Annotated in this window: 27 protein-coding genes and 2 pseudogenes; 16 read left to right on the forward strand and 13 right to left on the reverse strand. The window is 72.2% G+C overall.

Annotated elements, in window-relative coordinates; translation table 11 throughout:
- Positions 1-24 precede the first annotated feature (24 nt).
- Entirely contained in the window at positions 25-384 is a 360-nt protein-coding gene (locus AB0J66_RS03540) for a hypothetical protein (RefSeq protein ID WP_364655324.1), read from the forward strand.
- On the opposite strand, the gene AB0J66_RS03545 is transcribed toward AB0J66_RS03540, so the two are convergent.
- The 3 genes and pseudogenes from AB0J66_RS03545 to AB0J66_RS03555 form a co-directional block, all read right to left on the reverse strand.
- Complete coding sequence (locus tag AB0J66_RS03545; RefSeq protein ID WP_364655326.1) at positions 332-1,882, reverse strand: FAD-dependent oxidoreductase; 1,551 nt, start codon at positions 1,880-1,882, stop codon at positions 332-334. The two genes, AB0J66_RS03540 and AB0J66_RS03545, sit on opposite strands and share 53 nt — an antisense overlap.
- A 47-nt stretch (positions 1,883-1,929) precedes the next feature.
- Positions 1,930-2,856, reverse strand: coding sequence for an alpha/beta hydrolase fold domain-containing protein (locus tag AB0J66_RS03550; RefSeq protein WP_364656031.1), 927 nt, complete (start codon positions 2,854-2,856; stop codon positions 1,930-1,932).
- A 45-nt stretch (positions 2,857-2,901) separates the two neighbouring features.
- A pseudogene (locus tag AB0J66_RS03555) lies at positions 2,902-3,795 on the reverse strand (NADP-dependent oxidoreductase); the annotation flags it as partial.
- Between the two features lie 90 nt (positions 3,796-3,885).
- Between AB0J66_RS03555 and AB0J66_RS03560 the strand changes: the two are divergent.
- Complete coding sequence (locus AB0J66_RS03560) at positions 3,886-4,548, forward strand: helix-turn-helix domain-containing protein (protein WP_364655328.1); 663 nt, start codon at positions 3,886-3,888, stop codon at positions 4,546-4,548.
- Between the two features lie 5 nt (positions 4,549-4,553).
- Entirely contained in the window at positions 4,554-5,699 is a 1,146-nt protein-coding gene (locus tag AB0J66_RS03565) for an AI-2E family transporter (protein WP_364655330.1), read from the forward strand.
- 19 nt (positions 5,700-5,718) lie between these two features.
- On the opposite strand, the gene AB0J66_RS03570 is transcribed toward AB0J66_RS03565, so the two are convergent.
- From AB0J66_RS03570 to AB0J66_RS03585, 4 genes are all read right to left on the reverse strand, one after another.
- Positions 5,719-7,104, reverse strand: a complete 1,386-nt coding sequence (locus AB0J66_RS03570) for a cellulase family glycosylhydrolase (protein WP_364655332.1) — start codon at positions 7,102-7,104, stop codon at positions 5,719-5,721.
- A 90-nt stretch (positions 7,105-7,194) separates the two neighbouring features.
- Positions 7,195-7,512, reverse strand: a complete 318-nt coding sequence (locus AB0J66_RS03575) for a hypothetical protein (protein WP_364655334.1) — start codon at positions 7,510-7,512, stop codon at positions 7,195-7,197.
- A gap of 23 nt (positions 7,513-7,535) precedes the next feature.
- Positions 7,536-8,531: a serine hydrolase domain-containing protein gene (locus AB0J66_RS03580; RefSeq protein ID WP_364655336.1), complete on the reverse strand. Its 996-nt coding sequence runs from the start codon at positions 8,529-8,531 to the stop codon at positions 7,536-7,538.
- Positions 8,532-8,562: 31 nt separating this feature from the next.
- Positions 8,563-9,378 carry a helix-turn-helix transcriptional regulator gene (locus AB0J66_RS03585; protein WP_364655338.1) on the reverse strand — a complete coding sequence of 272 codons (816 nt, stop codon included), beginning with the start codon at positions 9,376-9,378 and terminating at the stop codon, positions 8,563-8,565.
- 94 nt (positions 9,379-9,472) lie between these two features.
- On the opposite strand from AB0J66_RS03585, the gene AB0J66_RS03590 reads away from it, so the two are divergent.
- Positions 9,473-10,171 (forward strand): SDR family NAD(P)-dependent oxidoreductase, encoded by a 699-nt coding sequence (locus AB0J66_RS03590; RefSeq protein WP_364655339.1) that lies wholly within the window; start codon positions 9,473-9,475, stop codon positions 10,169-10,171.
- 30 nt (positions 10,172-10,201) lie between these two features.
- On the opposite strand, the gene AB0J66_RS03595 is transcribed toward AB0J66_RS03590, so the two are convergent.
- Entirely contained in the window at positions 10,202-10,546 is a 345-nt protein-coding gene (locus AB0J66_RS03595) for a DUF2795 domain-containing protein (protein WP_364655340.1), read from the reverse strand.
- A 264-nt stretch (positions 10,547-10,810) separates the two neighbouring features.
- Here AB0J66_RS03595 and AB0J66_RS03600 point away from each other — a divergent pair, with 264 nt between their 5' ends.
- Positions 10,811-12,373, forward strand: coding sequence for an MFS transporter (locus AB0J66_RS03600; RefSeq protein WP_364655341.1), 1,563 nt, complete (start codon positions 10,811-10,813; stop codon positions 12,371-12,373).
- On the opposite strand, the gene AB0J66_RS03605 is transcribed toward AB0J66_RS03600, so the two are convergent.
- Entirely contained in the window at positions 12,362-12,817 is a 456-nt protein-coding gene (locus AB0J66_RS03605) for a DUF4383 domain-containing protein (RefSeq protein WP_364655343.1), read from the reverse strand. The genes AB0J66_RS03600 and AB0J66_RS03605 overlap by 12 nt on opposite strands.
- Positions 12,818-12,872: 55 nt before the next feature.
- Complete coding sequence (locus AB0J66_RS03610) at positions 12,873-13,130, reverse strand: hypothetical protein (protein ID WP_364655345.1); 258 nt, start codon at positions 13,128-13,130, stop codon at positions 12,873-12,875.
- 168 nt (positions 13,131-13,298) lie between these two features.
- Here AB0J66_RS03610 and AB0J66_RS03615 point away from each other — a divergent pair, with 168 nt between their 5' ends.
- The 5 genes from AB0J66_RS03615 (at position 13,299) to AB0J66_RS03635 (ending at position 16,060) form a co-directional block, all read left to right on the forward strand.
- Positions 13,299-13,667 (forward strand): DUF4956 domain-containing protein, encoded by a 369-nt coding sequence (locus AB0J66_RS03615; protein WP_364655347.1) that lies wholly within the window; start codon positions 13,299-13,301, stop codon positions 13,665-13,667.
- Positions 13,664-13,900, forward strand: a complete 237-nt coding sequence (locus tag AB0J66_RS03620; protein ID WP_364655349.1) for a hypothetical protein — start codon at positions 13,664-13,666, stop codon at positions 13,898-13,900. Before AB0J66_RS03615 ends, AB0J66_RS03620 begins: the two co-directional genes overlap by 4 nt.
- Before the next feature lie 8 nt (positions 13,901-13,908).
- Positions 13,909-14,049 carry a hypothetical protein gene (locus AB0J66_RS03625; protein ID WP_364655351.1) on the forward strand — a complete coding sequence of 47 codons (141 nt, stop codon included), beginning with the start codon at positions 13,909-13,911 and terminating at the stop codon, positions 14,047-14,049.
- Entirely contained in the window at positions 14,046-15,227 is a 1,182-nt protein-coding gene (locus AB0J66_RS03630; RefSeq protein WP_364655352.1) for a carbohydrate-binding domain-containing protein, read from the forward strand. Before AB0J66_RS03625 ends, AB0J66_RS03630 begins: the two co-directional genes overlap by 4 nt.
- 188 nt (positions 15,228-15,415) lie before the next feature.
- The gene (locus tag AB0J66_RS03635; protein WP_364655353.1) at positions 15,416-16,060 is read left to right on the forward strand and encodes an NAD(P)H-binding protein; all 645 of its coding nucleotides are present in this window, start codon (positions 15,416-15,418) and stop codon (positions 16,058-16,060) included.
- A 6-nt stretch (positions 16,061-16,066) separates the two neighbouring features.
- On the opposite strand, the gene AB0J66_RS03640 is transcribed toward AB0J66_RS03635, so the two are convergent.
- Complete coding sequence (locus AB0J66_RS03640; RefSeq protein WP_364655355.1) at positions 16,067-16,528, reverse strand: helix-turn-helix domain-containing protein; 462 nt, start codon at positions 16,526-16,528, stop codon at positions 16,067-16,069.
- Positions 16,529-16,606: 78 nt separating this feature from the next.
- Here AB0J66_RS03640 and AB0J66_RS03645 point away from each other — a divergent pair, with 78 nt between their 5' ends.
- Entirely contained in the window at positions 16,607-17,950 is a 1,344-nt protein-coding gene (locus AB0J66_RS03645) for an MFS transporter (protein ID WP_364656033.1), read from the forward strand.
- 62 nt (positions 17,951-18,012) lie between these two features.
- Here the strand turns inward: AB0J66_RS03645 and AB0J66_RS03650 are convergent, their stop codons facing one another.
- The gene (locus AB0J66_RS03650) at positions 18,013-18,303 is read right to left on the reverse strand and encodes a hypothetical protein (RefSeq protein WP_364655357.1); all 291 of its coding nucleotides are present in this window, start codon (positions 18,301-18,303) and stop codon (positions 18,013-18,015) included.
- 37 nt (positions 18,304-18,340) lie between these two features.
- Here AB0J66_RS03650 and AB0J66_RS03655 point away from each other — a divergent pair.
- Positions 18,341-19,195 (forward strand): annotated as a pseudogene (locus AB0J66_RS03655) (aminoglycoside phosphotransferase family protein).
- Here AB0J66_RS03655 and AB0J66_RS03660 read toward each other — a convergent pair.
- Positions 19,185-19,550 (reverse strand): GIY-YIG nuclease family protein, encoded by a 366-nt coding sequence (locus AB0J66_RS03660; RefSeq protein WP_364655359.1) that lies wholly within the window; start codon positions 19,548-19,550, stop codon positions 19,185-19,187. The pseudogene AB0J66_RS03655 and the gene AB0J66_RS03660 overlap by 11 nt on opposite strands.
- A gap of 53 nt (positions 19,551-19,603) precedes the next feature.
- On the opposite strand from AB0J66_RS03660, the gene AB0J66_RS03665 reads away from it, so the two are divergent.
- Genes AB0J66_RS03665 through AB0J66_RS03680 form a run of 4 tightly spaced genes read left to right on the forward strand, consistent with a single transcriptional unit; the run spans position 19,604 to position 23,522 of the window.
- Positions 19,604-20,593, forward strand: a complete 990-nt coding sequence (locus AB0J66_RS03665; RefSeq protein WP_364655360.1) for a serine/threonine protein phosphatase — start codon at positions 19,604-19,606, stop codon at positions 20,591-20,593.
- A 48-nt stretch (positions 20,594-20,641) separates the two neighbouring features.
- A complete protein-coding gene (locus tag AB0J66_RS03670; RefSeq protein ID WP_364655361.1) occupies positions 20,642-21,637 on the forward strand; it encodes a MoxR family ATPase in 996 nt (331 codons plus the stop codon).
- Complete coding sequence (locus AB0J66_RS03675; RefSeq protein WP_364655363.1) at positions 21,637-22,575, forward strand: DUF58 domain-containing protein; 939 nt, start codon at positions 21,637-21,639, stop codon at positions 22,573-22,575. Before AB0J66_RS03670 ends, AB0J66_RS03675 begins: the two co-directional genes overlap by 1 nt.
- Entirely contained in the window at positions 22,572-23,522 is a 951-nt protein-coding gene (locus AB0J66_RS03680) for a VWA domain-containing protein (RefSeq protein ID WP_364655365.1), read from the forward strand. The genes AB0J66_RS03675 and AB0J66_RS03680 overlap by 4 nt, the downstream gene beginning before the upstream one ends.
- The last annotated feature ends 18 nt before the right edge of the window (positions 23,523-23,540 follow it).

A 23,540-nucleotide genomic window follows, 5' to 3' on the forward strand; every position in this document is an offset into this window, starting at 1 on the left:
CTCGGACAGAAAGGATTGACCGTCGTGGCGACCGCCGACGATGTCCGCCGCCTGGCGCTGTCCCTTCCGCACGTCGTCGAGATCGACAGCGACGGCTTCGACTTCCGGGTGGCCGACAAGGGCTTCGTCTGGTCGTACCCGGAGCGGGAACCGGGGCGGCCACGGGTGATTCGCACCGATGTGGCCGTCCTCTACGTGGGGGACGAGGCGGAAAAGCAAGCCCTTCTTCTGGGTGAACCCGGCCTCTTCTTCACCACACCGGGGTACGACGGTCTTCCATTGGTGATGCTGCGGTTACCCGCCGTTGATGTGGCGCGGCTCACTGAACTCATCACCGACGCCTGGCGGATGCGCGCGCCGTCGACGCTCGGTGAAGAGCCGTGACGGCGGCCCGGGCCGAGACGAAAGCGCCGTGCTGCCACGCGACCGTGTGGCTCAGCCAGTCCCCGGCGAAGAACACCCGGCCGGCGGGCGCTTGGAGAACCGTCACGGCCGGGCTGCCGTAAGGCGGCGCGGCCCAGGCGCCCTCCAGGTAGGGGACGCGGCTCCAGCTCACCGAGAACGACGACACCAGGTCCGTACGGAACTGAGCGCCGTGGATCTGCTCGCCGAGGGAGACGGCGCGCTCGGCCCGATCGGATGGGGCCAGGGCGGCGTACGTCTCCGCGTCGGTCCCGAAGTTGTAGTAACCGACGAGCAGGCCGCGCGGGCCGTGGAAGCCCGACGACGGATACCAGATCTGCTGCAGATCGAGGTCGGTGCTGGTGCTGCCGCCGTAGATGCCCAGGTCGGTCTCCCACCACCGGCGGCCGTATTCCAGCCCGAGCTTGCCCGCCGGGAACGGAGCGAACGCGCCCAGCGCCGTGCTCACGTCATCGCCGAGGTTGTGCGGCAGCCGGGCCATCAGATGCGGCGGCAGGGCCGCGACGCAGTAGTCGGCCACGATCGTCCGCTCCCGGCCGCCCTGCCGGTAACGGACCTCGACCCCGTCGGCCTGGCCGGTGAGCGCCGTGACCACCGCGCCGAGCCGGATCCGGCCGGCGCCGACCGCCCGGGCCAGCGCCATCGGGATCCGGTCCATCCCGCCGACCGGCTGGAACATCGGCATGGCCTGGTCGAAGGCCAGATCAAAGCCGAGGTACGGCCCGGTGCCGCCGGCCAGCACCTCGGCCAGGCCGGGCGGGCCGTCGAGCGGCACACCGCCGTCCACCCCGGGATAGGTGACGAAACCGCGGTCGGGGCCGCCCTGGTACTCCCCGTCGTCGGTGAGCCGGCCGAAGTCGCGGAGGAACTCCAGCAGCTGGTCCCGGCCGCCGCCGGCCAGCTCGGCGTCGAGGCCACCCCCGCGTACGACCGTGGTGAGCAGTTGCGACACGTACCCGTAGAGATCGGCCCGAGCGGTGCGGAAGCGGACCGGCGGGCCGCCACCCCGGCGGTGGATGAAGGCGTCGGCATTGGAGTTGACGAAGACCTCGACCGGGACGCCCAGCTCCCGGCAGTAGTCCAGAGTGACCATCCACGGCGCGATGCGGGCCGCCCCGGCGTTGAAATAGGTGCCGTAGGAGAAGGTGGCCCGCTGGGTGTGACCGTCGAGGTCGGTCTCGGTGTCGCCGCCCCGGATGGTCAGCACCCGGCCGCCGGGCCGGGGACGCGCCTCCAGGACCGTACAGCGGTAGCCGGCCTTGCCCAGCTCGTAGGCGCTGGTCAGGCCGGCGATGCCGGCGCCCAGGACGACCACCGACTGGCCGTCGCTCGACGTCGGCGCGGTGAAGGGCGGGGTGACGGCGGCCCCGTCGGACGCGACCAGGGTGGCCAGGAGGGCCCCGGCCCCGCTGCTCACCCCGACCGCCTGCAGGAACCGGCGCCTGCTCAGTTCGCCCACGGGGCCAGTGTGGAGGGCGGCCGCCCGTGGCTCAAGCGCCGGCCCCGCTAGGCCGACAGGACTCTGCGCATCCAGCTCTTGCGGGCCGCCTGGGCCGCGATGGAGATCTCCGCGGTGCCGGCCTGTTCGAAGCCGTGCCACCCGCCCGCCCAGATGTGCAGTTCCGCTTGGCCGCCGGCCGCCCACAACCGGGTGGCGTACTGGACGGCCTCGTCGCGGAAGACTTCGGCCGATCCGGCGTCGATGTAGGCCGGCGGCAGGCCGCTGAGGTCGAGCGCGCGGGCCGGTACCGCGGTGGGGTCCGGTGCGGCGTCGCTGTGGCCTTCGCCGAGCACCATGTCCCAGGCGAAGGCGATGTGTTCCGTGGTCAAGCCCCGCCGGGCGCCGTTCGCCCGGGAGAACTGGCGGGCCGACGCGGTCCGGCCCCGGTCGTCGAGCTGCGGGCAGATCAGCAGCTGGGCGAGTGGGGCCGGGCCGCCGCGATCGCGGTTGAGCAGTGCGGTGCCCGCCGCCAGCCCGCCGCCGCCGGAGAACCCCGCCACCACGATCCGCGCGGGGTCGATGCCGAGCTCCGCCGCGTGCTCGAAGGTCCAGGCGAGTCCGGCGTGGCAGTCCTCGGTGAGCGCGGTGCCCTGCACCTCGGGCGCCAGGTGGTATTCGGGGGAGATCAGGACCAGGCCGAACTCGGCCACCCAGTCGAGGAAGCCGAAGGCGTCCAGCCCGCCGAACCGGTCGCCGGCGATCATGCCGCCGCCGTGGATCGAGTACATCGCGGGCATGCCCGGACGGGGAGCCGGCGGTGTGAAGATCGACAAGGTGATGTCGCCCGACGGCCCGGGCACCGTCCGCTCCTCGTGACGCACACCGGTGCGGGCCAGGGCCGGTTCCAGCTCCGCGATGCCCGGCGCCGGGGCGGACCTCATCGCGTCGAGCAGTTCCCTGGTGAACGGCGGGATCTCCTGCTCCGGCACCATCGCCAGCAGCTCCGGATCGTACGGCGGGCGGGGGATCGCTCCGGCGAGCAGGACGAGCTTGCCCCGGACCCGGCCCCGCTCGCCGGCCCGGTGCGCTTGGGCGATCTCGGCGAGCGGGTAGGTGCGCACCGGCGGCAGGCGGAAGCGCCCGGCCTCGATCAGCTCGCCGACCTGGGTCAGCGCGTGGAGCGCGCGCCCGTCCTCGCCCCGGCTGAACGCCACGCCGTGCCGTTGCGCGCCGGCGAAGTCGGCGATCGTCAGCACGTGGTCGGCGCCGCCGGCGAGATCGATGAGTTCGGGCAGGACGCCGCTGCCGGCCACGTCGAGCGCGACATCGACGCCGCCCGGTGAAAGCGCCCGGACCCGCCCGCCGAGGCCGTCACCGTAGGCGACCGGTTCGGCTCCGATCGAGCGGACGAAGTCGTGGCGGGCCGGGCTCGCGGTGCCGATGACCCGTGCGCCCCGCGCCACCGCGAACTGGACCGCGGCGCTGCCGACGCTGCCGGACGCGCCGTTGACGAGCAGGGTGCTGCCGTCGCGGACGCCCAGGTGGTCGAGCGCCCGCACGGCGGTCTCGATCGCGGCCGGCAGCGCCGCGGCGGTCGCGAAGTCCAGCGGCGCCGGGATCGGCGCGTAGGCGGACAGCACCGCCAGCTCGGCCTGCGCGGCCCCGCCCGCGTCGAACCCGAACACCCGGTCGCCGACGGCCACGCCGGTGACCCCGTCGCCGAGTTCGTCGACGACGCCCGCGGCCTCATGGCCCAGGGTCTGCGGGAGCGTCCCGCCCATCAGCCCCTGACGTTTCTTCATGTCGCTGAGGCCGATGCCGGCGGCCCGCACCGCGATCCGGACCTCGCCGGGACCGGGGTGCGGCTCCGGCACCTCCACGACCTCCAGGACCTCCGGTTCCCCGAAGCGGCTGAAACGGGCTGCCTTCATCACGTGCTCCTCGGCTCGGTTCTTGTCTCGCTTGGAGCGTACGCCAAAAATAGGGCGCACTCTAATTTTGTGGCTTGGTACACTCAGGTGGTGGCAGAATCCGGACTTCGGGATCGCAAGAAGGCGCGTACTCGCCGGCTCATCGCCGACACGGCGACCCGGCTGTTCGCCGAGCGCGGCTATGAACGCGTGACGGTCAGCGAGATCGCCCGGGCGGCCGAGGTGGCGGAGCAGACGCTCTACAACTACTTCCCGACCAAGGAGCAGCTGGTCATCGACCGTGAGCAGGAGATCGAGGAGCGGCTGAGCGAGCTGATCCGCGCCCGGGACACCACTACGAGCCCGGCCGCCGCCGTCCGGGCGTACGTCCTGCAATCGATCTCCGCGATCCGCGACATGCCGCCGGAACTCGCCCGGGGCACGCTCGGCTACCTCGCCGCCGTGAGTCCCGCCGTGCACCGGCTCGCCCTGGAACTGATCGACCGGCAGGCCACCGCCCTGGCCGCGGCCATCGCCGAGACGAGCACTGTCGCGCCGGAAATAGCCAAGCTGCAGGGCATCGCGCTGGCCGGCGTCTTCCGCGTCATCCTCGGCGAGTCGGGCCGCCGGGCCCTCGAGGGTCAGGCGCCCACCGAGATCGCCGCCGGCCTCCTGGCCGAAGTGGCCTCCATCCTCACCGAGCTGGACCGCTGGATGACCCCCAGCGTGTCACGCGGGCCGGCGCGCGGTGGGGACCGGCGATCTCTAAGGTGATCGGCATGCCTGCCAAGCTCAATGCCGACAAGGCGCGGTCCGCGCTCCGGACCAGCGCCCTGTTGTCGGCCCAGACGTTGCTCGTGCTGGCGGCGTCGTACGTCGCGTTGTGGCTGCTCGGCAAGGCGTGGTCGGTGATCTGGCCGATCGTCGTGGCGCTGCTGCTGACCACCCTCACCTGGCCGGTGACGCGCCTGCTGCGGACCCGGCTCCGGATGCCGCCGGCCCTGGCCGCGGCGGTGGTGACGGTCCTGTTCCTGGCCATCGCGGCGGGCATCATCGTGCTGATCGCGGTGCCGGTGGCCGGCCAGTCCGGTCAGCTCGCGGACGGGGTGGCCGACGGCATCCAGCGTTTGCGGGACTGGGCGTCCGGGCCGCCGCTCAACATCGGCGACGACGACATCACGCACGCCTTCGACGCGGCCATCGCCCAGATCCAGAGCCGCGCCGGCAGCATCGTCAACGTCACCCTGGGCACCGTCACCACGATCGTCAACGGCGTGATCACCACGGTGCTGGCCCTGTTCCTGATGTTCTTCTTCCTCAAGGACGGCCCGAAGTTCCTGCCGTGGCTGTCCCGCCAGCTGCCCGGCCGCCTGTCGGTGGACATTCCGGTGGTCGCCCAGCGCGGCTGGGACACGCTGGGTGCGTTCGTACGCTCGCAGGCGTTCGTCGGTCTTCTCGACGCGGTCTTCATCGGCCTGGGGCTGTGGATCGTCGGTGTGCCGCTGGTGCTGCCCCTGGCCGTGCTGACGTTCGTGTCGGCCTTCGTGCCGATCGTGGGCGCGGTCTTCGCCGGTTTCGTGGCCGTGCTCATCGCGCTGGTCTCCAACGGCCTGACCGACGCGCTGATCGTGCTGGCCATCATCCTGGCCGTGCAGCAGCTCGAGGGCAACGTGTTCCAGCCGATCGTGCAGAGCCGCGGCCTGGGCCTGCACGCGGCGGTGGTGCTGCTGGTGGTGACGCTCGGCGGCGGGCTCGCCGGCATCATCGGCAGCCTGCTGGCCGTGCCGGTGGCGGCTGTCATCGCGGTCATCTGGAACTACATCCGCGAGCAGCTCAGCGACAACCCGCCCGAACCGTCCACCGAACCCGAACCGGAACCACCGGTCCCGCCGCTGGCCAGCACGGAGCCGGACCCGGCCACCTGAGCCGGGTCCGGCCGTCCGGTCAGGTGGCCGAGCAGGCCAGGGTGGGGACGCTGTTGGTGCCGGACCAGGAGCCGAGGAAGCCGAATGTGGCGCTGGCGCCGGCCCCGAGGCTGCCGTTGTAGCCGACGTTGCGGGCCGTCACGGTCGAGCCGCTGCTGCTGACCGTGGCGTTCCAGGCCTGGGTGACGCTCTGGCCGTTGGCGTACGACCAGGTGACCGTCCAGCTCTTCACGGCCGTGCTGCCCGCCGTGACCTTGACCTCGCCCTGGAAGCCGTTCTGCCACTGCCCGGTGACCGCGTAGGTGGCCGAGCAGCCGCCGCCGGCCGGCGGCGGGGTGGTCACGGGCGGGGTGGTCACGGGCGGGGTGGTCACGGGCGGGGTGGTCACGGGCGGGGTGGTCACCGGCGGCGTGGTCACCGGGGGAGTGGTCGGCGTCGTGCCACCGTAGATGCTCGCCTGCTTGGCCGTCGCCTTGAGACCGTTCGGGCCGTTCACGATCCGCTGGCCCCACGTGGTGAGCTGGGTGGCGTCGAAGTTCGTGGTCATGTCGAGGATCGGGTCGGTGTTGCCCGACCACGACCATCCGAGGTAGCCGAGGTTGCGCTTGACCGCCTCGGCCAGCACCGTCTGGTCGTCGACCTCGCCGCTCGCGAACTGCCAGCCGAACTCGCCGATCACCAGCGGCCAGCCCTTGCTCTCGAACGTGTCGAGGTAGCTGGTGATGGCCGAGGGCTGGTTGAACACGGCGTACATGTGGATCGACAGCACGGTGTTCTTCTGCGTGTCGGCGTCGAGCACGGTCTGCGCGTTGTCCCGCATCGTGTACTGCCAGTCCTGGCCCCAGTTGGGCGCGTCCACCATGAGCAGGTGCTGGAAGCCGTTGCTGCGCATCTTCTGCACCGCGGCCACGGTGGCGGCGGTCCACTGGCCCGGGTTCGTGTTGCCGATCGGCTCGTTGCCGATGTTGACGACGACGTAGTCCTCCTGGCCCTGCAGCACGCTCTTCAGGCTGATCCAGTAGTTGACGGCCTGGTCGAGCGTGTACGCGGCGCCGTCCTCGCCGTAGCCGGTGGTGTCGTGGTCCTCGAGGACGCAGATCAGCTTGTTGGCCTTGCACAACGCGATCACGTTGGCCACGTCGGACGCCGTGTTGGCCGTCCACCGGCCGCCGCTGAGCACCACCCGTACGGTGTTGGCCCCGGCGGCCTTGATGTCGGCGATGGAGTTCGTGCGGTTCGCGTACCAGGCGTGCGCGTGGTTCACACCCCGCATGACGAAGGTCTGGCCGTTGGCCTCGACGATGTTGCGGCCCACGATGTGCAGGCCGGCCGCGGCGTACGCGGGCGCGACGAAGAACAGCACGGACACGGCGGCGGCCACCAGCGCGGCGGCGAGTCTCTTCATGACCTACCTCTGAAGGAAGACGGGCGCGCCCACTCAGTGCCGTCGGCACCACGCTGGAAACAACTTAACCGGTTCGCCATGTCATCGCAATTAATCGATGTATTGCGCCGCCAGCTCCCGGTGCAGCGCGGCCGCCGCCTGCACCTTGTCCGCCGTCACGACGCTGCCCGGCATGGCCCCGAGCCGCTCGATCTGCTCGGCCAGCTCCAGATGATGGCGGTGCGCGAACACCCGGCACGGCCGGCAGGTGACCTTGGACGGCTCGATCGAGGTCGTCACCAGCGGCACCTCGAGCCCGCACCCGGTGGTCACCGTGCCCGGCAGGTCCGCCGCCAGCCCGAAGGTCGCCGCCATCATGTCCCGGACAACCACATCACTGTGGTTCTTCCGATCGACGTGGACGTCCATCCCTCCTCTGTAGCACGCCCGGCTCAGCTCCGCCCGGCCGTGGACAGTCCCTCGCGGAAAGCGGCTACGACGAACTGATTCATACGGCTACCGGTGTCACCGCCGGCCCGGGGTGTGACGGCCACGGTCGCCTGGCGCACTCCGTCGCCGGTGGTCCAGCTGAACGTCTCGTACCCGAAGGTTCCGCCGTTGTGCCCCCACAGTCTCGCGCCGTCGTCCAACTGCCTGGTGGCAAGACCAAGGCCATAACCCAGAGCCGAGCCGGTACGCATCTCGGCCAGCTCCGCCGCGTCCAGCAACTGCCCGGTCATCAGCGCCCGGTAGAAGCGGTTGAGGTCCGCCGCACTGGACACGAGCTCCCCGGCGGCGCCGGCGAACGAGTGGTCGAACACCGTGATGTCCTCCTCGCCCAGGTAGCCGTGCAGATGAGACCCGCGCATGTACGGGCTCGAACCCGGCAGCTCGGTGTTGCGCAGACCGAGCGGCCGCAGGATCCTTCGTTCGACCTCACCGCCGTACGGGCGACCGGTGACCCGCTCGACGAGCAGCCCGAGCAGGAGGTAGTTGGTGCTCGAGTAGCCCCAGGACGACCCCGGCTCGAACAGCAACGGCTGCCCGTCGACGAGCGTGCGAAGCTCGGCCGCCGTCCAGCTCCGGTGACGCAACCCCAGGATCGCCTCCGTGGTGCCGTAGAGACTCCGGAACCGTTCACTTTCGCCGTAGTCGGCGATACCGCTGGTGTGTTGCAGCAGATGCCGAACGGTGACCCGGCATCCTGCCCCCACCGGCTCGTCGAGGCCGATCCGCCCCTCACCGACGAGCTGCAGCACCACCACCGCCACAAACGACTTGGTGACACTCCCCGCCCGAAACCGCGCGCCGGCGGGCGCCGGCCGCGTCGAACCACGCTCGGCGACGCCGCCGGCGCCTCGCCACACCCGATCACCCGCACGTACCTCGGCCACCACGCCGAACGCCGACGTGGCCGCGATCTCGTCGAGGACAGCCTGCAGAGTCACCCGGCCATCAAGGCAGATGGCCCGGGATTTGTCATCCCGAGGTGGTCAACCGGGCCAGGCGGGTGGCGTCCGGTGTGCCCGGCGCGGGGGAGTAGACCACCAGGCGCAGGTCGGAGCCGGGGGCCTGGAGGACGTCGCCGTCCAGGACCATCGGGCCGGCATCGGGATGGTCGATGTGCTTGCGCATGCCCCGGTAGCGGGCCGGGCGGGCGGCGGTCCAGCGCTCGGCGAACTCGGGGCTGGTCTCGTGCAGGGCGGTGACCAGGTCGGCCAGCTCGGCGTCGCCGGGGTTCTCCAGGTAGGCCACCCGCAGGTCGCCCACGATCGCGTCGCGGTAGGTCTGATCCTCGGCCGGGTCGACCCACACGCCGGGGTTGGGCTGTGTCATCTCGAACCAGACCACGTTGCGGGCCCGTCCCCGGAGCTCCGCCGAGTCGCCCAGCAGCGCCGTCCAGGCCGCGTTCCAGCGCAGCAGCCACCAGTCGGCGGAGTAGACCGCGGCCGGCCACTCCCGCATGCGGGTGACCATGCGCTCGAGGCCGGCGGGGACGACCCGCGTGAGCGACCCGGTGGCCGGGGCCAGCCCGGCCGCGCGGTGCAGAAGCGCGGAGTCGTCCCGGTCCAGGCGCAGGGCGCGGGACAGCGCGGCCACCACCGGCGCGGAGGGCCGGGCGGCGCGGCCCTGCTCGAGCTGGACGACGTAGTCGACCGAGACGCCGGCGAGCAGCGCCAGCTCCTCGCGGCGCAGGCCGGGGGCGCGGCGGGCGGTGGCCACCATGCCGGTCAGGTCGGCGTCGCAGCGGTCCCGGAACCCGCGCAGAAGCGTCCCGAACCCCGGTGCCTTCACGTGATCATCGTAGCCGTCCCCGCGGGTGGTACCGGCAGTCCTACCGACGGGTGTCGCCTTCCGCCCGTCGCGGCCCGGCCGCAGGGTGGTGGGCATGGAAACGATCACTCTCGTCACCGGCGGGAACAAGGGCATCGGCCGGGAGACCGCCCGCCGGCTCCAGGCGGCCGGGCACACGGTGCTCATCGGCGCGCGCGACCCCGAGCGCGGCCGGGTCGCGGCCACCGAGCTCGGCGTCGGGCTGCTGCACCTGGACATCACCGACCAGGCGAGCGTGGACGCCGCGGCGGCCCGGGTGCGGGCCGAGTTCGGGCGCCTCGACGTCCTCGTCAACAACGCCGCCGTCAACAGCGTCGCCGCCCCGCTGGAGCAGATCACCGCGGAGGACGCCGCGGCCGAGCTGAACGTCAACCTGCTGGGCGCGCTGCGGGTCACCAACGCCTTCGTTCCGCTGCTGCGAGCCTCCGAGCACGCGCGGATCGTCAACGTCTCGTCCCGGGTGGGCTCGTTCGCGGCCACCCTCGAGTACGACATGTTCGACTGGCGGGTCGTGCCGCCGATCTACGCCATCGCCAAGACGGCGCTGACGATGCTCACCCTCAAGTACTCCCGGGCGCTGCCGGGGATCCTGGTCAACGCGGCCGACCCCGGCTACACCGCGACCGACCTGAACGGCGGTCAGGGTACCCAGACGGTCACCGAGGGCAGCGACGCGATCGTGCACCTGGCCACCCTCGGCGACGACGGCCCGACCGGCGTGTTCCTCAGCCGCGACGGAGACGTGCCCTGGTGAGGTGAGCCGCGCGCCCCGGCTGGGCCGGCGTCAGCCGCGGCCGAGGGCGGCCCAGATCTGGCTCACGTTGTCGTAGGTGGCGTCGGCCGGCAGGCTGTCGATGTCGGCCAGGACGTCGTCCGGCGCGCCGAGCGTCTCGGCGCTCTGCCGCAGCTTCTCGCGGTCGCCGGGCAGGGCGGACAGGCCGATGTAGGTGCCGAAGCGGCTCAGGTCGTTGGCGGGCTCGCTGCCGGCCACCGCCGACACGTCGGGCTGGTCCTCGCCCGGCGGCTCGGCCATCTTCCACTCGTCGGCGCGCCCCTTGTCGTGGCCGCGTTCGCCGCGGTCCAGGGCGTCGTCGACCCGGGGACTGTGCTTGCTGCTGCCTCTTTCCATGAGGCGCAGCTTGCCCATCGCAAATAGTGCTAAACGTCAGCTCCTGCCGTACGGCGACACCTGATCTTCGGGCACGGGACGGTCCTCGGCCCGGTCGTGGGGCCCGCCGTGCGGCCCGTCCGTGGGGTTCGCGTCCTGGGTGCGCTGCTTGGTGGCCGGCGATTCCTCGCTGCGGCGCAGTTACGGCTGCTGTGGGTTCGTCATGCGGCCCGGCTACCCGCGATCTCCGCCAATACACGGGCCGAATCGGGGTATCGACGGCCCATGGAAGCCTGGGCGCCGCTGCGCATCGCCGCCTACCGGAGCCTGTGGCTCGCCCTGCTGGCCAGCAACATCGGCACGTGGATGCAGACCGTCGGCGCGCAGTGGCTGCTGGTCGAGGAGTCCGGCTCCGACACCCTGGTGGCCGTCGTGCAGACCGCCAGCACCCTGCCGATCGTGCTGCTGGCGCTGCCGTCGGGGGCGCTGGCCGACACGCTGGACCGGCGGCGGCTGCTGATCGCCGTGCAGAGCGCCCTGGTCGGGGTCGGGGCCGTGCTGACCGTGCTCACCCTGACCGGGCACATGCCGCCGGCCCTGCTGCTGACCTTGACCTTCGCCCTCGGCGCCGGTCAGGCCCTGACCGCGCCGGCCTGGCAGGCGGTGATCCCGGAGCTGGTGCCGCGGTCGCAGCTGGCGGACGCCTCCGCGCTGGGCGCGATCAGCATGAACCTGGCCCGCGCGGTCGGCCCCGCGATCGCCGGGGTGCTGATCGCCCGTACCGGCGCCGGGGTGGTCTTCGGTCTCAACACGCTGACCTTCGCCGTCTTCGTCCTCGCCCTCTGGCGCTGGCGGCCGGCCGCCGACGGCCTCACCGAGATCCCGGAGCGGTTCGGCGCCGCGGTCCGGGCCGGCGGGCGTTACGTCCGGCACTCCCCGGTGGTCCGGCGGATCCTGCTGCGGGCGGGTGTGTTCCTGATCCCGGGCAGCGCCCTCTGGGCGCTGCTTCCGCTGGTGGCCAGCCGGCGGCTCGGTCTCGGCTCCGGCGGGTACGGTGTTCTGCTCGGCGCCGTGGGTGCGGGCGCGGTGGCCGGCGCCGTGCTGCTGCCCCGGCTCCGGGCCCGGTGGTCGGTCAACCGCCTGCTGCTGATCGCGGGCGTGGTGTTCACCGGGGTCTTCGTCGTGCTCGGCCTGGCCCGTTCGGAGCTGGCCGTCGTGCTGGTCCTGCTGCCGGCCGGGGTGGGCTGGGTGATGGTGCTGTCCAGCGTCAACGCCGCCATGCAGTTGTTCCTGCCGAACTGGGTCCGCGCCCGCGGCCTGGCCGTCTATCAGATGGTCTTCGCCGGGGCCCAGGCCGCCGGGGCGCTGCTGTGGGGCGCCCTCTCCGACGCCACCGGTCTGGTCGCCGCGCACCTCGCCGCGGCCGGCGTGATGGCGGCGGGCGTGCTGACGCTGCGCTGGTGGCCGATGCTGGACACCGCCGGGATGGACCGCGACCCGGCCGCGTACTGGCCGGAGCCGCACCTGGTCCTGGAGCCGGACCAGCACGACGGCCCGGTCCTGGTCACCGTCTCGTACCCGGTCAGCGCCGACCACGAGGAGGAGTTCACCGAGGCGATGCGAGCCGTCCGGCTGGGCCGGCTGCGTACCGGAGCCGTGCAGTGGGGGTTGTTCCGTGACGGCGAGGACCCGGGCCGGTTCGTCGAGGCCTACCTGGTGCCGAGCTGGGACGAGCACTGGCGGCAGCACACCGGCCGGCTGACCGGTGTGGACCGGGCGGCCGAGGAGCGGGCCCTGGCTCTCGCCGACGGCCCGCCCCAGGCCACCCATCTGCTGTCAGCGGGTTGAGGCGGTCCGGCGGGTGGTGAGGAAGCCGAGGGCGATCATCCCGAGCCCGAGGACCAGGTGCAGCCAGTCGTCGGCCGTGTTGAGCGGCACGAAGTTGGCCGAGCTGTTCTGGCCGACCACCAGCCCGTACAGCCAGAGGACGAGATAGACGGCGCCGCCGCCGATCAGGTACGACCGGGCGCCGCTGACGGTACGCGCCAGCGCCAGCCCGGCCAGGCCGAAGAGGAGGTGGACGATGTTGTGCAGAACGGACACCTGGAAGATGCCGAGCAGGTGCGCGTCGGAGTGGTGGCCGGCAAAGGTCATGGTGTCGAAGCCGGTCGTGACCCCCGGGATGAACCCGAGCACGCCGACCAGCAGGAACACGATGGAGACGGCCAGGGCCGCGGTGCGCACGGGGGAGCGCTCAGCGGCGACGCGGCCGGCGGAGGAGGCAGTGGACATGGCAGACGCTTCCTTTCAAAGGGAAGCGCCGCATGCCCGCCGCAAACCCCTCGGCTCAGCGTCGTCGCCATCGATAGGCGTCCACGGCGATCGCCGTACCCGTCAGCACGACCAGGGTGCAGGTCAGCGCCACCCCGAACGCGCCCCAGGCCACCATCGCCACCGAGAGCAGGCCCCAGACGAGCCCGCCCGCGACCGCGAGCGCGACCAGCACGCGGCGGGGAAGGCGCCGCCGGCCCGCCAGCGACGGGTAGTCGGTGGTGAGCCGCTCGACGATCTCGGCGAACTCTCGTTCCTTGTCGTTCGTTGCCATCGGGTCAACCTCCCGGCCCAGTGTCTCTCGGAGGCCTACGTCCGTATGGACGATAACCCTCGCCCTCCAGGACGCGTTTCTAAGTTAATTTGTGCAGTCCGGCGAATGACCGCAAGGCGGACAGCAAATACAGCCCGGTGCACAGCAAACCCCGGCTTACTGGTCGTCGTGAATCTTCTGCTGCTGTCAATCATCCGGCTGCGGTCGTACGAGATCGCCCAGCACGAGATCGCGTACTACTTCGCCGCTCTCGCCCTGGGCCTGCTGCCCGGCCTCACCGGCCGGGTGGACCTGCCGGTCGGCGGTCTGATGGCGCTGATCGTGGCCACCCTGTTCGTCGGCGACCACCCGCGGCTGTTCGCCCGCTACCGGCAGCAGACCGTGCAGCTCGACACCGCCCACACCGACGAGGGCGCCCTGCGTGCGCACCTCGAGACCCTGCTCGGCGCCCGCGTGGTCAACCTCTCCGTGCGCCACCTCGACCTGGTCAACGACACCACCCTGGGCGAGGTCCGCTACGTGGCCGGCGCCCCATGAGAACGATCTCGCTGGCCGAACTGGTCGATCAAGGCGCCCTGCTCAAGCGCTTCGACCACAAGTACGTGCTGCCGGCCGGGGCGCTGCCGGCTCTGATCGGCGCGCTGCCGCCCGACACCAGGATCCTCGCCATCGACGGCCGGCGCCTGTTCCCGTACCGCTCGACCTACTTCGACACCCCCGGCCTCGACAGCTACCTCGGGGCCGCGCACCGCCGCCAGCGCCGCGCTTGACGTCGCCCGTGGACCGTCTGCTGTGGTCGCTGGCGCACCGCCCGGCCCCGCCGTCCAAGTACGCGACCGGTCTGGCCGCGCTCCGTACCGATCTGCCCGCCAACCGCTGGCGCCCGCTGCTGCGCCGCCACTTCGGGAGCCCATCATGAGAAAGCTCGCCGTCGTTCCGCTCTTCCTGCTGGCCGCTTGCACCACCTCGTCGCCCGCCCCGGCCGCACCCTCGCCTTCGCCGGGTGACTCGGCGGCGGCCGTCCTTGCCGCCGACAAGGCTGTCCACGCTCCCGCCGACCAGGGCGGCCCCGTCACGGTCGACCTCTCGGGCTCGGCTTCTTCGGCCGCTGTCAAGATCGACAATGGCACGGTCGCGATCGGGGCGGCCGGAACGTACCGCCTGACCGGCTCGCTGACCGGCCAGGTGGTGGCCAGCGCGCCCAAGGCGGCCGTCACGCTCATCCTCGACAACGTCACGATCACCAGCCGTACGACCGCCGCCATCGCCGCCGTCGAGGCGGTCCAACTGGACGTCGTGCTGGCTCCGGGCAGCCGGAATTCGCTGGCCGACGCCGCCTCGTACCCCCAGGAAGCGGACGTCGACGCCGCGCTGTTCAGCGCCGGCGATCTGACCGTGAGCGGCGCCGGCGCGCTGACGGTGACCGGGAACGGCAACGACGGCATCGCCTCCAAGAACGGCCTGCTGATCACCGCCGCCGCCGACGACGCCCTGCACAGCAACGGCGCCATCCACCTGGCCGGCGCCACCGTGACGGCAGCCTCCGGCGACGGCGGCGGCCCCGGCGGCGGCCCGGCCGGCGAGGAAGTCGGCGACTACACCGCCACAGTCAGCGGCGGCACCCTCGTCATCGACGCCGAGGGCGACGGCTTCGACTCCAACGGCACCGCCGCCATCACCGGCGGCACCGTCGTGGTCAGCGGCCCCTCCGGCCGCGGCAACGGCGCCCTGGACGTCAACGGCACCTTCACGGTGGCGGGCGGCACCGTCTTCGTCACCGGCAGCGCCTCCATGCCGGTGGCCCCCGCCGTGGACTCCACCCAGGCCTGGCTGGCCGTCACCCTGGACACCGCCACCCCGGTCGGCGCCACCCTGCAGGTAGCCGACGGCACCGGTCGGGCCCTGGCCACCTTCGCCACCCGCAAGCCCACCGAGAACATCGTCTTCTCGGCACCGACCCTGAAAAAGGACACCGGGTACCGCATCCTCTCCGGCGGCCTGACCACGACCGGCACCCTGACCTCCACCACCGAGCTCGCCACCATCACCACCGGCGTACCTCCCGAGGGCGGCTGGGGCCGCCGCCCCGGCCGCTGACAGCCCGCACCCGCCGCGCGCTCGCCGACTGCTGCACACCTGCGTTGCTGCTCAGGCGCCACTCGGGGGCGACACAGCGGGCAATTGGGGCGAGAGCATGGCCACAATCCGAGGGGAGCTGTCGTCGCTGCAGCCAGGGGTCGCTATGTTTCAGGTAGTTGCTATCTGTGAGATAGAAGGAGCATGTCATGGCGAAGGTTGTCGTCTTCGGGATCACCGGGTATGCCGGCGGGCACATCGGGGCCGAGCTGGTGGCTCGCGGGCACCAGGTGACCGGGGTCGCTCGCAAGATCTCCACGCTGCCGGAGGGCATCGAGGGCCGCGCCGGGACGATTCATGACGCCGCGTTCGTGCGCAGTGTCACCGAGGGGGCCGACCAGATCGTGGTGGCCCTGCGTTTCGGTCCCCAGGACGACGAGCCGCAGCTGATCGAGGCGCTGCCGTCGCTGATCGAGTCCGCGGTCGCCCACGGGGCTCGACTGGCGTTCGTCGGCGGGGCCGGGTCGCTGCTGGTGTCCGAGGGTGGCCCGGCTCTGGTGGACACGCCGAGCTTCCCCGAGGCCTACAAGGGCGAGGCCCGGGCGGCGGGGGACGCGCTGGAGGCTCTGCGGGCGAGCGAGGAAGCCCTGGACTGGTTCTACGTGAGCCCGGCGGCCGCTTTCGGCAGTTACAACCCGGGGGAGCGGACCGGCAAGTTCCGGGTCGGCGGCGACATCCTGCTCACCGACGAGAAGGGCGACTCGAACATCTCCGGCGCCGACTACGCCATCGCCTTCGTCGACGAGATCGAGTCCGGCGCCCACCACCGCGCCCGCTTCTCCGTCGCTTACTGAGAGCTGTTACTGGGCTGCTGCGGGGCCGGTCATCGTCCAGCCGGGGGTGCGCATGCTGCGGCTGAGGTCGCCGGGGGCGGGGCGCTCCCCGCACTCCGCGCAGACGGTGGTGGGGTGGAACTCGTGGTCGTGGCGGTGCTCGAAGCGGACGGGGGGCTCGGTCACCGCCCAGCGGTCACCCCAGGCCAGCAATGACCAGATCACCGGGAAGAGGTCGCGGCCGGCCTCGGTCAGGTGGTAGCCGTCACTCTTCTCGACGATGCCGGCCTCGGTCAGGGCCTTGAGCCGCGCGGCCAGGCGGTCGCGGGGGGCGCCGGTGTTGCGGGCGATCTGGCTGAAGCGGTTGTTGCCGAACGAGATCTCGCGCACCGCCAGCAAGGCCCAGCGGTCGCCGACCAGCTCCAGAGCGGCGGCGACGGAGCAGGGGCGGCCGGGCAAGGTGGCGGGGTCGCGGCGGATGTCGGTCACCTCCCGAGCATGACACGGTTTGATTTTCCAACCTAAGCCGTGGTTGGACAATCAAACCGCCGCCTCGCCATTCTCGTGGTGACGCTCGCGGTCTTCATGACGAACCTGGACCTCTGGATCGTCAACGTCGCCCTGCCCGCGATGGGCGCCGACTTCCGGGCCTCGCTGGGCGATTTGAGCTGGGTGCTCAACGCGTACGCGATCACCCTGGCCGCCCTGCTCGTGGTGGCCGGGCGGCTCGGCGACCGGATCGGGCAGCGGCCGGTCTTCCTGGCCGGCGTCGTGATCTTCACCGTGGCCTCGGTCGCCTGCGCGGCCGCCCCGACGCTCGGATGGCTGGTCGCGGCGCGGGTGCTGCAGGCGGTCGGCGCGGCGGCGCAGCTTCCGACGTCCCTCGGGCTGCTGCTCGCGGCCGTACCGGAAGGTCGCCGCACCGCCGCGACCCGGTCCTGGGCCGCCGTCGGGGGCCTGGCCGCCGCGACCGGGCCGGTCGCCGGCGGGCTGCTCGTCGAGCTCGACTGGCGGTGGGTCTTCCTGGTGAACCTGCCGATCGGCGCCCTCGCCCTGATCGCCGGCCTGATCGCGCTGCCCCGCCCGGCCGCCCGCGAGTCCGGGCCGCTGCCCGACCTGCTGGGCGCCGTCCTGGTCACGGCGGCGGTGGCGGCGCTGTCGGGCGCGCTGGTCGAGGCGCCCGGCTGGGGCTGGCTGTCGCCGGGCACGCTCGCGCTCGCGGCGCTGGCCGTCGTGACCGGCGCCTGGTTCGGCCTGCGCTCAGTGCGGCATCACACACCGCTGCTCGAGCTGCATCTGTTGCGGCTGCCCCGCTTCGGATCGTCGGGGCTGGGCACCATGACCTTCGGTGTGGCGTTCGCCATCATGCTGCTGTCCAATGTGCTCTGGTGCCAGGAGGTGTGGCACTGGAGCGCCCTGCGCACCGGTCTCGCCCTGGTGCCCGGGCCGGCGCTGGTCCCGGTCGTGACGATCCTGACCGTGCGGGCCGTGCACCGCTTCGGGCACGGCCGGCTGGTCACCGTGGGCGGTCTGCTCTTCGCGACCGGCATGCTGTGGCGGGTGGCGACGGTCTCGGCTCAGCCCGACTACGTCCGCGACCTGCTGCCCAGCCTGCTCCTGAGCGGCACCGGCGTCGGCCTGACCCTGGGCACGCTGATCGCGGCCAGCGTCCAGTCGCTGCCGGCCGAGCGGGCGGCCACCGGTTCGGCCCTGGTCAACGCGCTGCGGCAGGTCTCCGCCTCGATCGGGGTGGCCGTGCTGGTCACGATCGTCGGCGACCGGGTGACAGCCGGCTCGGTGACCGACTTCCGCTGGGCGTGGGCCGTCGCCGCCGTGCTGGCGGTCGCGACCTCGGTGATCGGCTTGACGCTGAGCCGCCCCGTGCCGGCGCTCGCCACCGCCACGCGGTGAAGACCCCCGCCTCCCCGGCCGGCCCGACCCCCCCAGGCCGGGATCGGGGAGGCGGGTCCTCCTCAGTCCTGGTGCAGGCGGCGGCTTCGGCGGTTCTCCAGGAAGACCGAGACGAGCAGGGCGACGATCGCCGCGGACAACAGCACGGCCCGTACGGCCTGGGAAGTGGCGACCAGGAAACTGGCGGCCAGGGTGGCACAGCCGAGGGCGAGACTGAAACGGGCGTACGCCTGCAGTTGAGGCTCCTGGGTGTCGCTGCGATGCCGCCGCGCCCAGGCCCGCACGCCGGAGCCGGCGAGAAAGAGCGCCACGAGGCCGAAGCCGGCGCCCGAGAGGGCGTCGCCGGTGTCCATGACCAAACCATAGGGGCGGGTGCAGTAACGTCGCGGGATGTTCGCTGAGATCGACCCGGCGCTGGCCGGGGAGTTGCTGAGGGACCAGTTCCCGCGGTGGGCCGGGTTGCCGCTGCGGCCGGCGGAGAACGCCGGATCGGACCACGTCATATACCGGCTGGGCGACGACCTGGCGATGCGGCTGCCCCGGCACGCCGACGCCGTGGGGCAGGCCGAGAAGGAGAGCGAATGGCTGCCCCGGCTCGCGCCGCACCTGCCGCTCGCGGTGCCGGAGCCGGTCGCGGTGGGGCGGCCCGGTCACGGCTATCCGTGGGCTTGGTCGATCGCGCGGTGGCTGCCGGGTTCGGTGGCCACGATTGAGCTGGCCGACTCCCGGCCGGCGGCCGAGGCGCTCGCCGGGTTCCTCGGCGCGCTGTAGCGCCTCCCCACCGACGGGGCGCCCCAGGGTGACGTACGGCTGCTGCCCGAGCGGGACGACGCGACCCGCAAGGCCATCGCCCAGGTGGCGGAGGTCTTCGACGCGGACGCGATGACCGAGGTGTGGCAGGCGGCCCTGGACGCGCCCGGATGGACGGCGGCGCCGGTGTGGTTCCACGGCGACTTCCACATCGGCAACGTCCTGACCGTCGGCGGCCGGGTCAGCGCGGTCATCGACTTCGGGGGCCTCGGCGTGGGCGACCCGGCCCGCGACATGATGATGGCGTACACGCTGATGTCGGCCGGCTCGCGCGCGGTCTTCCGGGCCGCGCTCGGTGTGGACGACGCCACCTGGGCCCGCGGCCGCGGATGGGCGCTGTCGGCCGGGCTGAACGCCTACTGCTCGTACGCGGCCACGGACACCCGCGTGGCGACCCAGACCACCCGGCAGATCACCGAGGCCCTCATCGGCTGACCACGGAGTTGTCGTAGGCGCGCTTGGCCGCGACCACGGCCGCTTGAACGTGGTCAGGCTCCACTCCGGACACGTTCAGCGGCGGACGCAGCCGCCGGACAAGCGTGGCCTCGACGGCGGCCGGTTCCTCGTCCTCGGCCCAGGTCAGGCTCAAGTGCTGATGCATCCACGCCGTCAGCCGGGCCTCATCCTCCGGGATCAGGACCACCCGATCGGTGACCGTGGTCCGGTAGACCCCGCCACCCCGGCCGAGCCTCTTGGCGGCAGTGCCGACCGCGACCGGCACGCCGGAGAGCAGCCGCCAAGCTTCCGCCACGGCCGGGTCGTCGTCTGGTCGCACCACCGGATTCGTCATCGACGCCATGGTAGGCCTCCCGGCCGACGGGATCCGGGCGGCATGATGGGGCGGTGCTTTCTGCCCGCAGTTCGCGTCGTGAGCGGGTCGGGGTGGCGCTGGCGGCTCGGGGGGACGGTGAGCTGGCGGCGTTGCTGCGAACTGCCTCGGTGGAGAGCGTCGGCGTGGGTGGCGGCTCGTCGACGGTGAGCGTGGATGGCGTGGCCGTGTTCGTCAAGCGTGTTCCGATCACCGACGTGGAGCTGGCGCGCCCGTACAGCACGGCGAATCTGTTCGGGCTGCCGGCGCGCTGGCAGTACGGCATGTACCGCCTGGCCGTTCCCGGGTTCGGGGCGTGGCGGGAGCTCGCCGCGATGCGAAGCGTCACCGAAGGTGTCCTCGCGGGTGAGTCGGAATCGTTCCCGTTGCTGTACCACTGGCGGGTGCTGCCGGGCCGCCCGCCGGTCGCCGATGAGCACCTCGATGTCGAGGCGGTCGTGGCTCAGTTCGGCGGTGATCGGGCTGTGCGGGCCCGGTTGGAGGCGCTTGCGGGCGCCACCGCCAGCCTCGTGTTGTTCCTCGAGCATCTTCCCGACGGGTTGGCCCGGTGGCTGGCCGACCCGGTGGGCCGGGCCTCGGCGGTGGAGCGGCAGCTGTTCGGGATGGTGGACTTCCTGCGGCGGCGCCAGCTGCTGCACCTGGACGGGCACTTCGGCAACCTGCGGGCCGATGACGAGCGGCTCTACCTGGTCGACTTCGGGCTGGCCACGTCGCCGCGTTTCGACCTGTCGGGCGCCGAGCGGGACTTCGCCGCCCGCAACGCCGGCCATGACGCCGGCTACGCCGCCATGCGTTTGCTGAACTGGCTCGTCACCTCGGTGTACGGGCTGTCCGGGCCGGCCCGCGACGAGTTCGTCCGCCGGTGCTCGGTCGGCGGTGTCCCACCGGACGTGCCGCTGCCCATCAGGGAGATCATCGCTCGGCACAGCCCCGCCGCCGCCCGGATGAACGATTTCTGTTCGCGCCTCTTCGACGGCGATCTTCGGGCGGAGTATCCCGGCTGAGGCAACGCCTTCGGTTGTTTTTCGGTGGCGGATGGTGCCATCGGGAGCATGACGGAAGACGTGGCGGACGGGCGGCTGCTCGAGCAGACGCTGTTTGAGGTCAAGAAAGTCATTGTCGGGCAGGACCGGCTTGTCGAGAGATTGATGACGGCGCTGCTGGCCGGTGGGCACTGCCTGCTGGAGGGCGTGCCGGGGGTGGCCAAGACGCTGGCCGCGGAGACCCTCGCGGTGGCGGTGGGCGGGGAGTTCCGGCGGGTGCAGTTCACGCCGGACCTGGTGCCGTCGGACCTGCTGGGTACGCGGATCTACCGGGCGTCGCGGGAGGCGTTCGACGTCGAGCTGGGGCCGGTGATGGCCAACATCGTGCTCGCCGACGAGATCAACCGGGCGCCGGCCAAGGTGCAGTCGGCGCTGCTGGAGGTGATGGCCGAGGGGCACGTCTCGATCGGTGGGCGCACCCATCCCGTACCGCAGCCCTTCCTGGTCCTGGCCACCCAGAACCCGATCGAGAGCGAGGGCGTCTACCAGCTGCCGGAGGCGCAGCGGGACCGGTTCCTGATGCGGGTCGTGGTCGGCTATCCGAGCGAGCAGGAGGAGCTCGGCATCCTCTACCGGATGGGCGGGGAACGGCCGGTGGCGCAGCCGGTGCTCGACACCGGCAAGTTGAAGGCGTTGCAGGGGCGGGCGCGCAGCGTGTTCGTGCATCACGCGCTCTCCGAGTACGTGGTGCGGCTGGTCATGGCGACGCGTGATCCGGCGCGGTTCGGGCTGCCCGAGGTGGCGGAGGCCCTGGCGTACGGGGCCAGCCCGCGGGCCACCCTGGGACTGGTGGCCGCCGGCCGGGCGCTGGCGCTGCTGCGGGGGCGCGACTACGTGCTGCCGGCCGACCTGCAGGAGATCGCCGAGGATGTGCTCGCGCACCGGCTGGTGCTCAGCTTCGACGCGGTCGCCGACGGGGTGGAGGCCGAGCAACTGGTTCAGAAGATCGTGGCGGCGGTGCCGTTGCCGGTGATCGCGCCGCAGCAACAGCAAGAGGCCGCGTGATGGACAGCGGGGAACGGCGGCTGCGCCGGCTCGAGCTGGTGGTCACGCGCCGGCTCGACGGGCTGCTGCACGGCTCGTACCTCGGCCTGCTGCCCGGTCTGGGCAGCGAGCCGGCCGGGAGCCGGGAGTACCGCCCGGGCGAGGACGAGGTGCGCCGGATGGACTGGTCGGTGACCGCCCGCACGACCGTGCCGCACGTGCGGACCGTGGACGCGGACCGGGAGCTGGCCACCTGGGTGCTGGTCGACGCGAGCGCCAGCATGGACTTCGGCACCGCCGAGCTGGAGAAGCGGGAGCTGGCCGTAGCGGCGGTGGCGGCCGTCGGCTTCCTCACGCTGGGCAACGGCAACCGGCTCGGCGCCTATGTGATCGGAGACCGTGACAAGCGGTACCCGGCCCGCGGTGGCCGCGCCGCTCTGATGGGCCTTCTGCGCACGCTGGGAGAGACCCCACGGGCAGCCGGCAGTGGGTCGCTGGCGCGCGGCTTGCAGAACATGCGGATGACCCGCAGCGGCCTCGTCGTCATCGTCTCGGACTTCCTGGACGGCCTCGACGAGGACGGGCTCGGCGCCGGCCCGCCCGACTGGGAGCAGCCACTGAACAGGCTCGCGGCCCGCCATCAGGTGCTGGCCGTCCAGGTCGGCGACCCCCGCGAGCACGAGCTGCCGGACGTCGGCATCCTCACCCTCGTCGATCCGGAGACCGGCCGCCGCCGCGAGGTGCCGACGGCCAGCCGCCGACTGCGGGAGAGGTACGCCGCCGCGGCCGCCCACCAGCAGGCAACCATCGCGACCGCCATCCGCAGGTCCGGCGCCGCGCACCTGCCGCTGCGCACCGACCGCGACTGGATCGCCGACATAGTCCGGCACGTGCACGCGCGCCGACGACTGAGCCGCGCCGCCCAGAAAAATGCCAACAAACGAGGTAGGACAGCATGACCTGGCTCTCCCCGGAGCGGCTGTGGCTGCTCCTCGGCGTGGCCGCGCTGGCCGGGGCGTACGTCTGGGCCCAGCGCCGCCGCAGCCGCTACGCCGTCCGGTTCACCAATCTGCGCCTGCTCGACCGGGTCGCCCCGAAGCGGCCGGGCTGGCGCCGCCACGTGCCGGCCGGCCTGTTCCTGGGCATGCTGGCCCTGCTGGTGGCCGGGTTCGCCCAGCCCCAGGCCGAGGTCGAGGTGGACCGGGAGCGGGCCACCGTGCTGGTCGCGGTCGACGTGTCGCGGTCGATGCTGGCCGACGACGTGGCCCCGGACCGGCTGTCGGCGGCCAAGGCGGCCGCCCACGAGTTCGTCGGCGACCTTCCTGAGCCGTTCAATGTGGGCCTGGTCGGTTTTGCCGGCACGGCCTCCGTCTTCGTGCCGCCGGTGACCGATCGCGACGAGCTGGCCCGCGGGATCGACCGGCTCTCGGACGGCTCGGCCGGGCGGGCGGGCACGGCGATCGGTGACGCCATCGCGGCCGCGCTCGACCAGATCCGTACGCTGGACGCCCAGGCCGGTGAGGACACGCCGCCGGCCCGCGTGGTGGTGCTGTCGGACGGCGCCAACACATCCGGTCAGGAGCCGTCGGAGGCGGCCCGGGCCGCGACCGAGCTGGGGGTGCCGGTCGACACCATCTCGTTCGGCACCCAGGGCGGCACGATCGAGGGCGGTCAGCAGGTGCCGGTGGACGGCGAGACGCTGCGCTCGATCGCCGACGCCACCAGCGGGCAGTACTTCGAGGCGGCCAGCGCCGAGGAGCTGCGCGACGCGTACGCCGACATCGGCAGCTCGGTGGGGCACGAGACCGAGGTGCGCGACATCTCCGCGAGATTCATCGGCGTCGGTCTGGTGCTCGCTTTGGGGGCGGCGCTCGCTTCCCTTCTCTGGTTCAGCAAACTCCCATGAAACCGACGCACAGTCGGG

Source organism: Actinoplanes sp. NPDC049598 (assembly GCF_040675435.1).
Classification (GTDB): domain Bacteria; phylum Actinomycetota; class Actinomycetes; order Mycobacteriales; family Micromonosporaceae; genus Actinoplanes.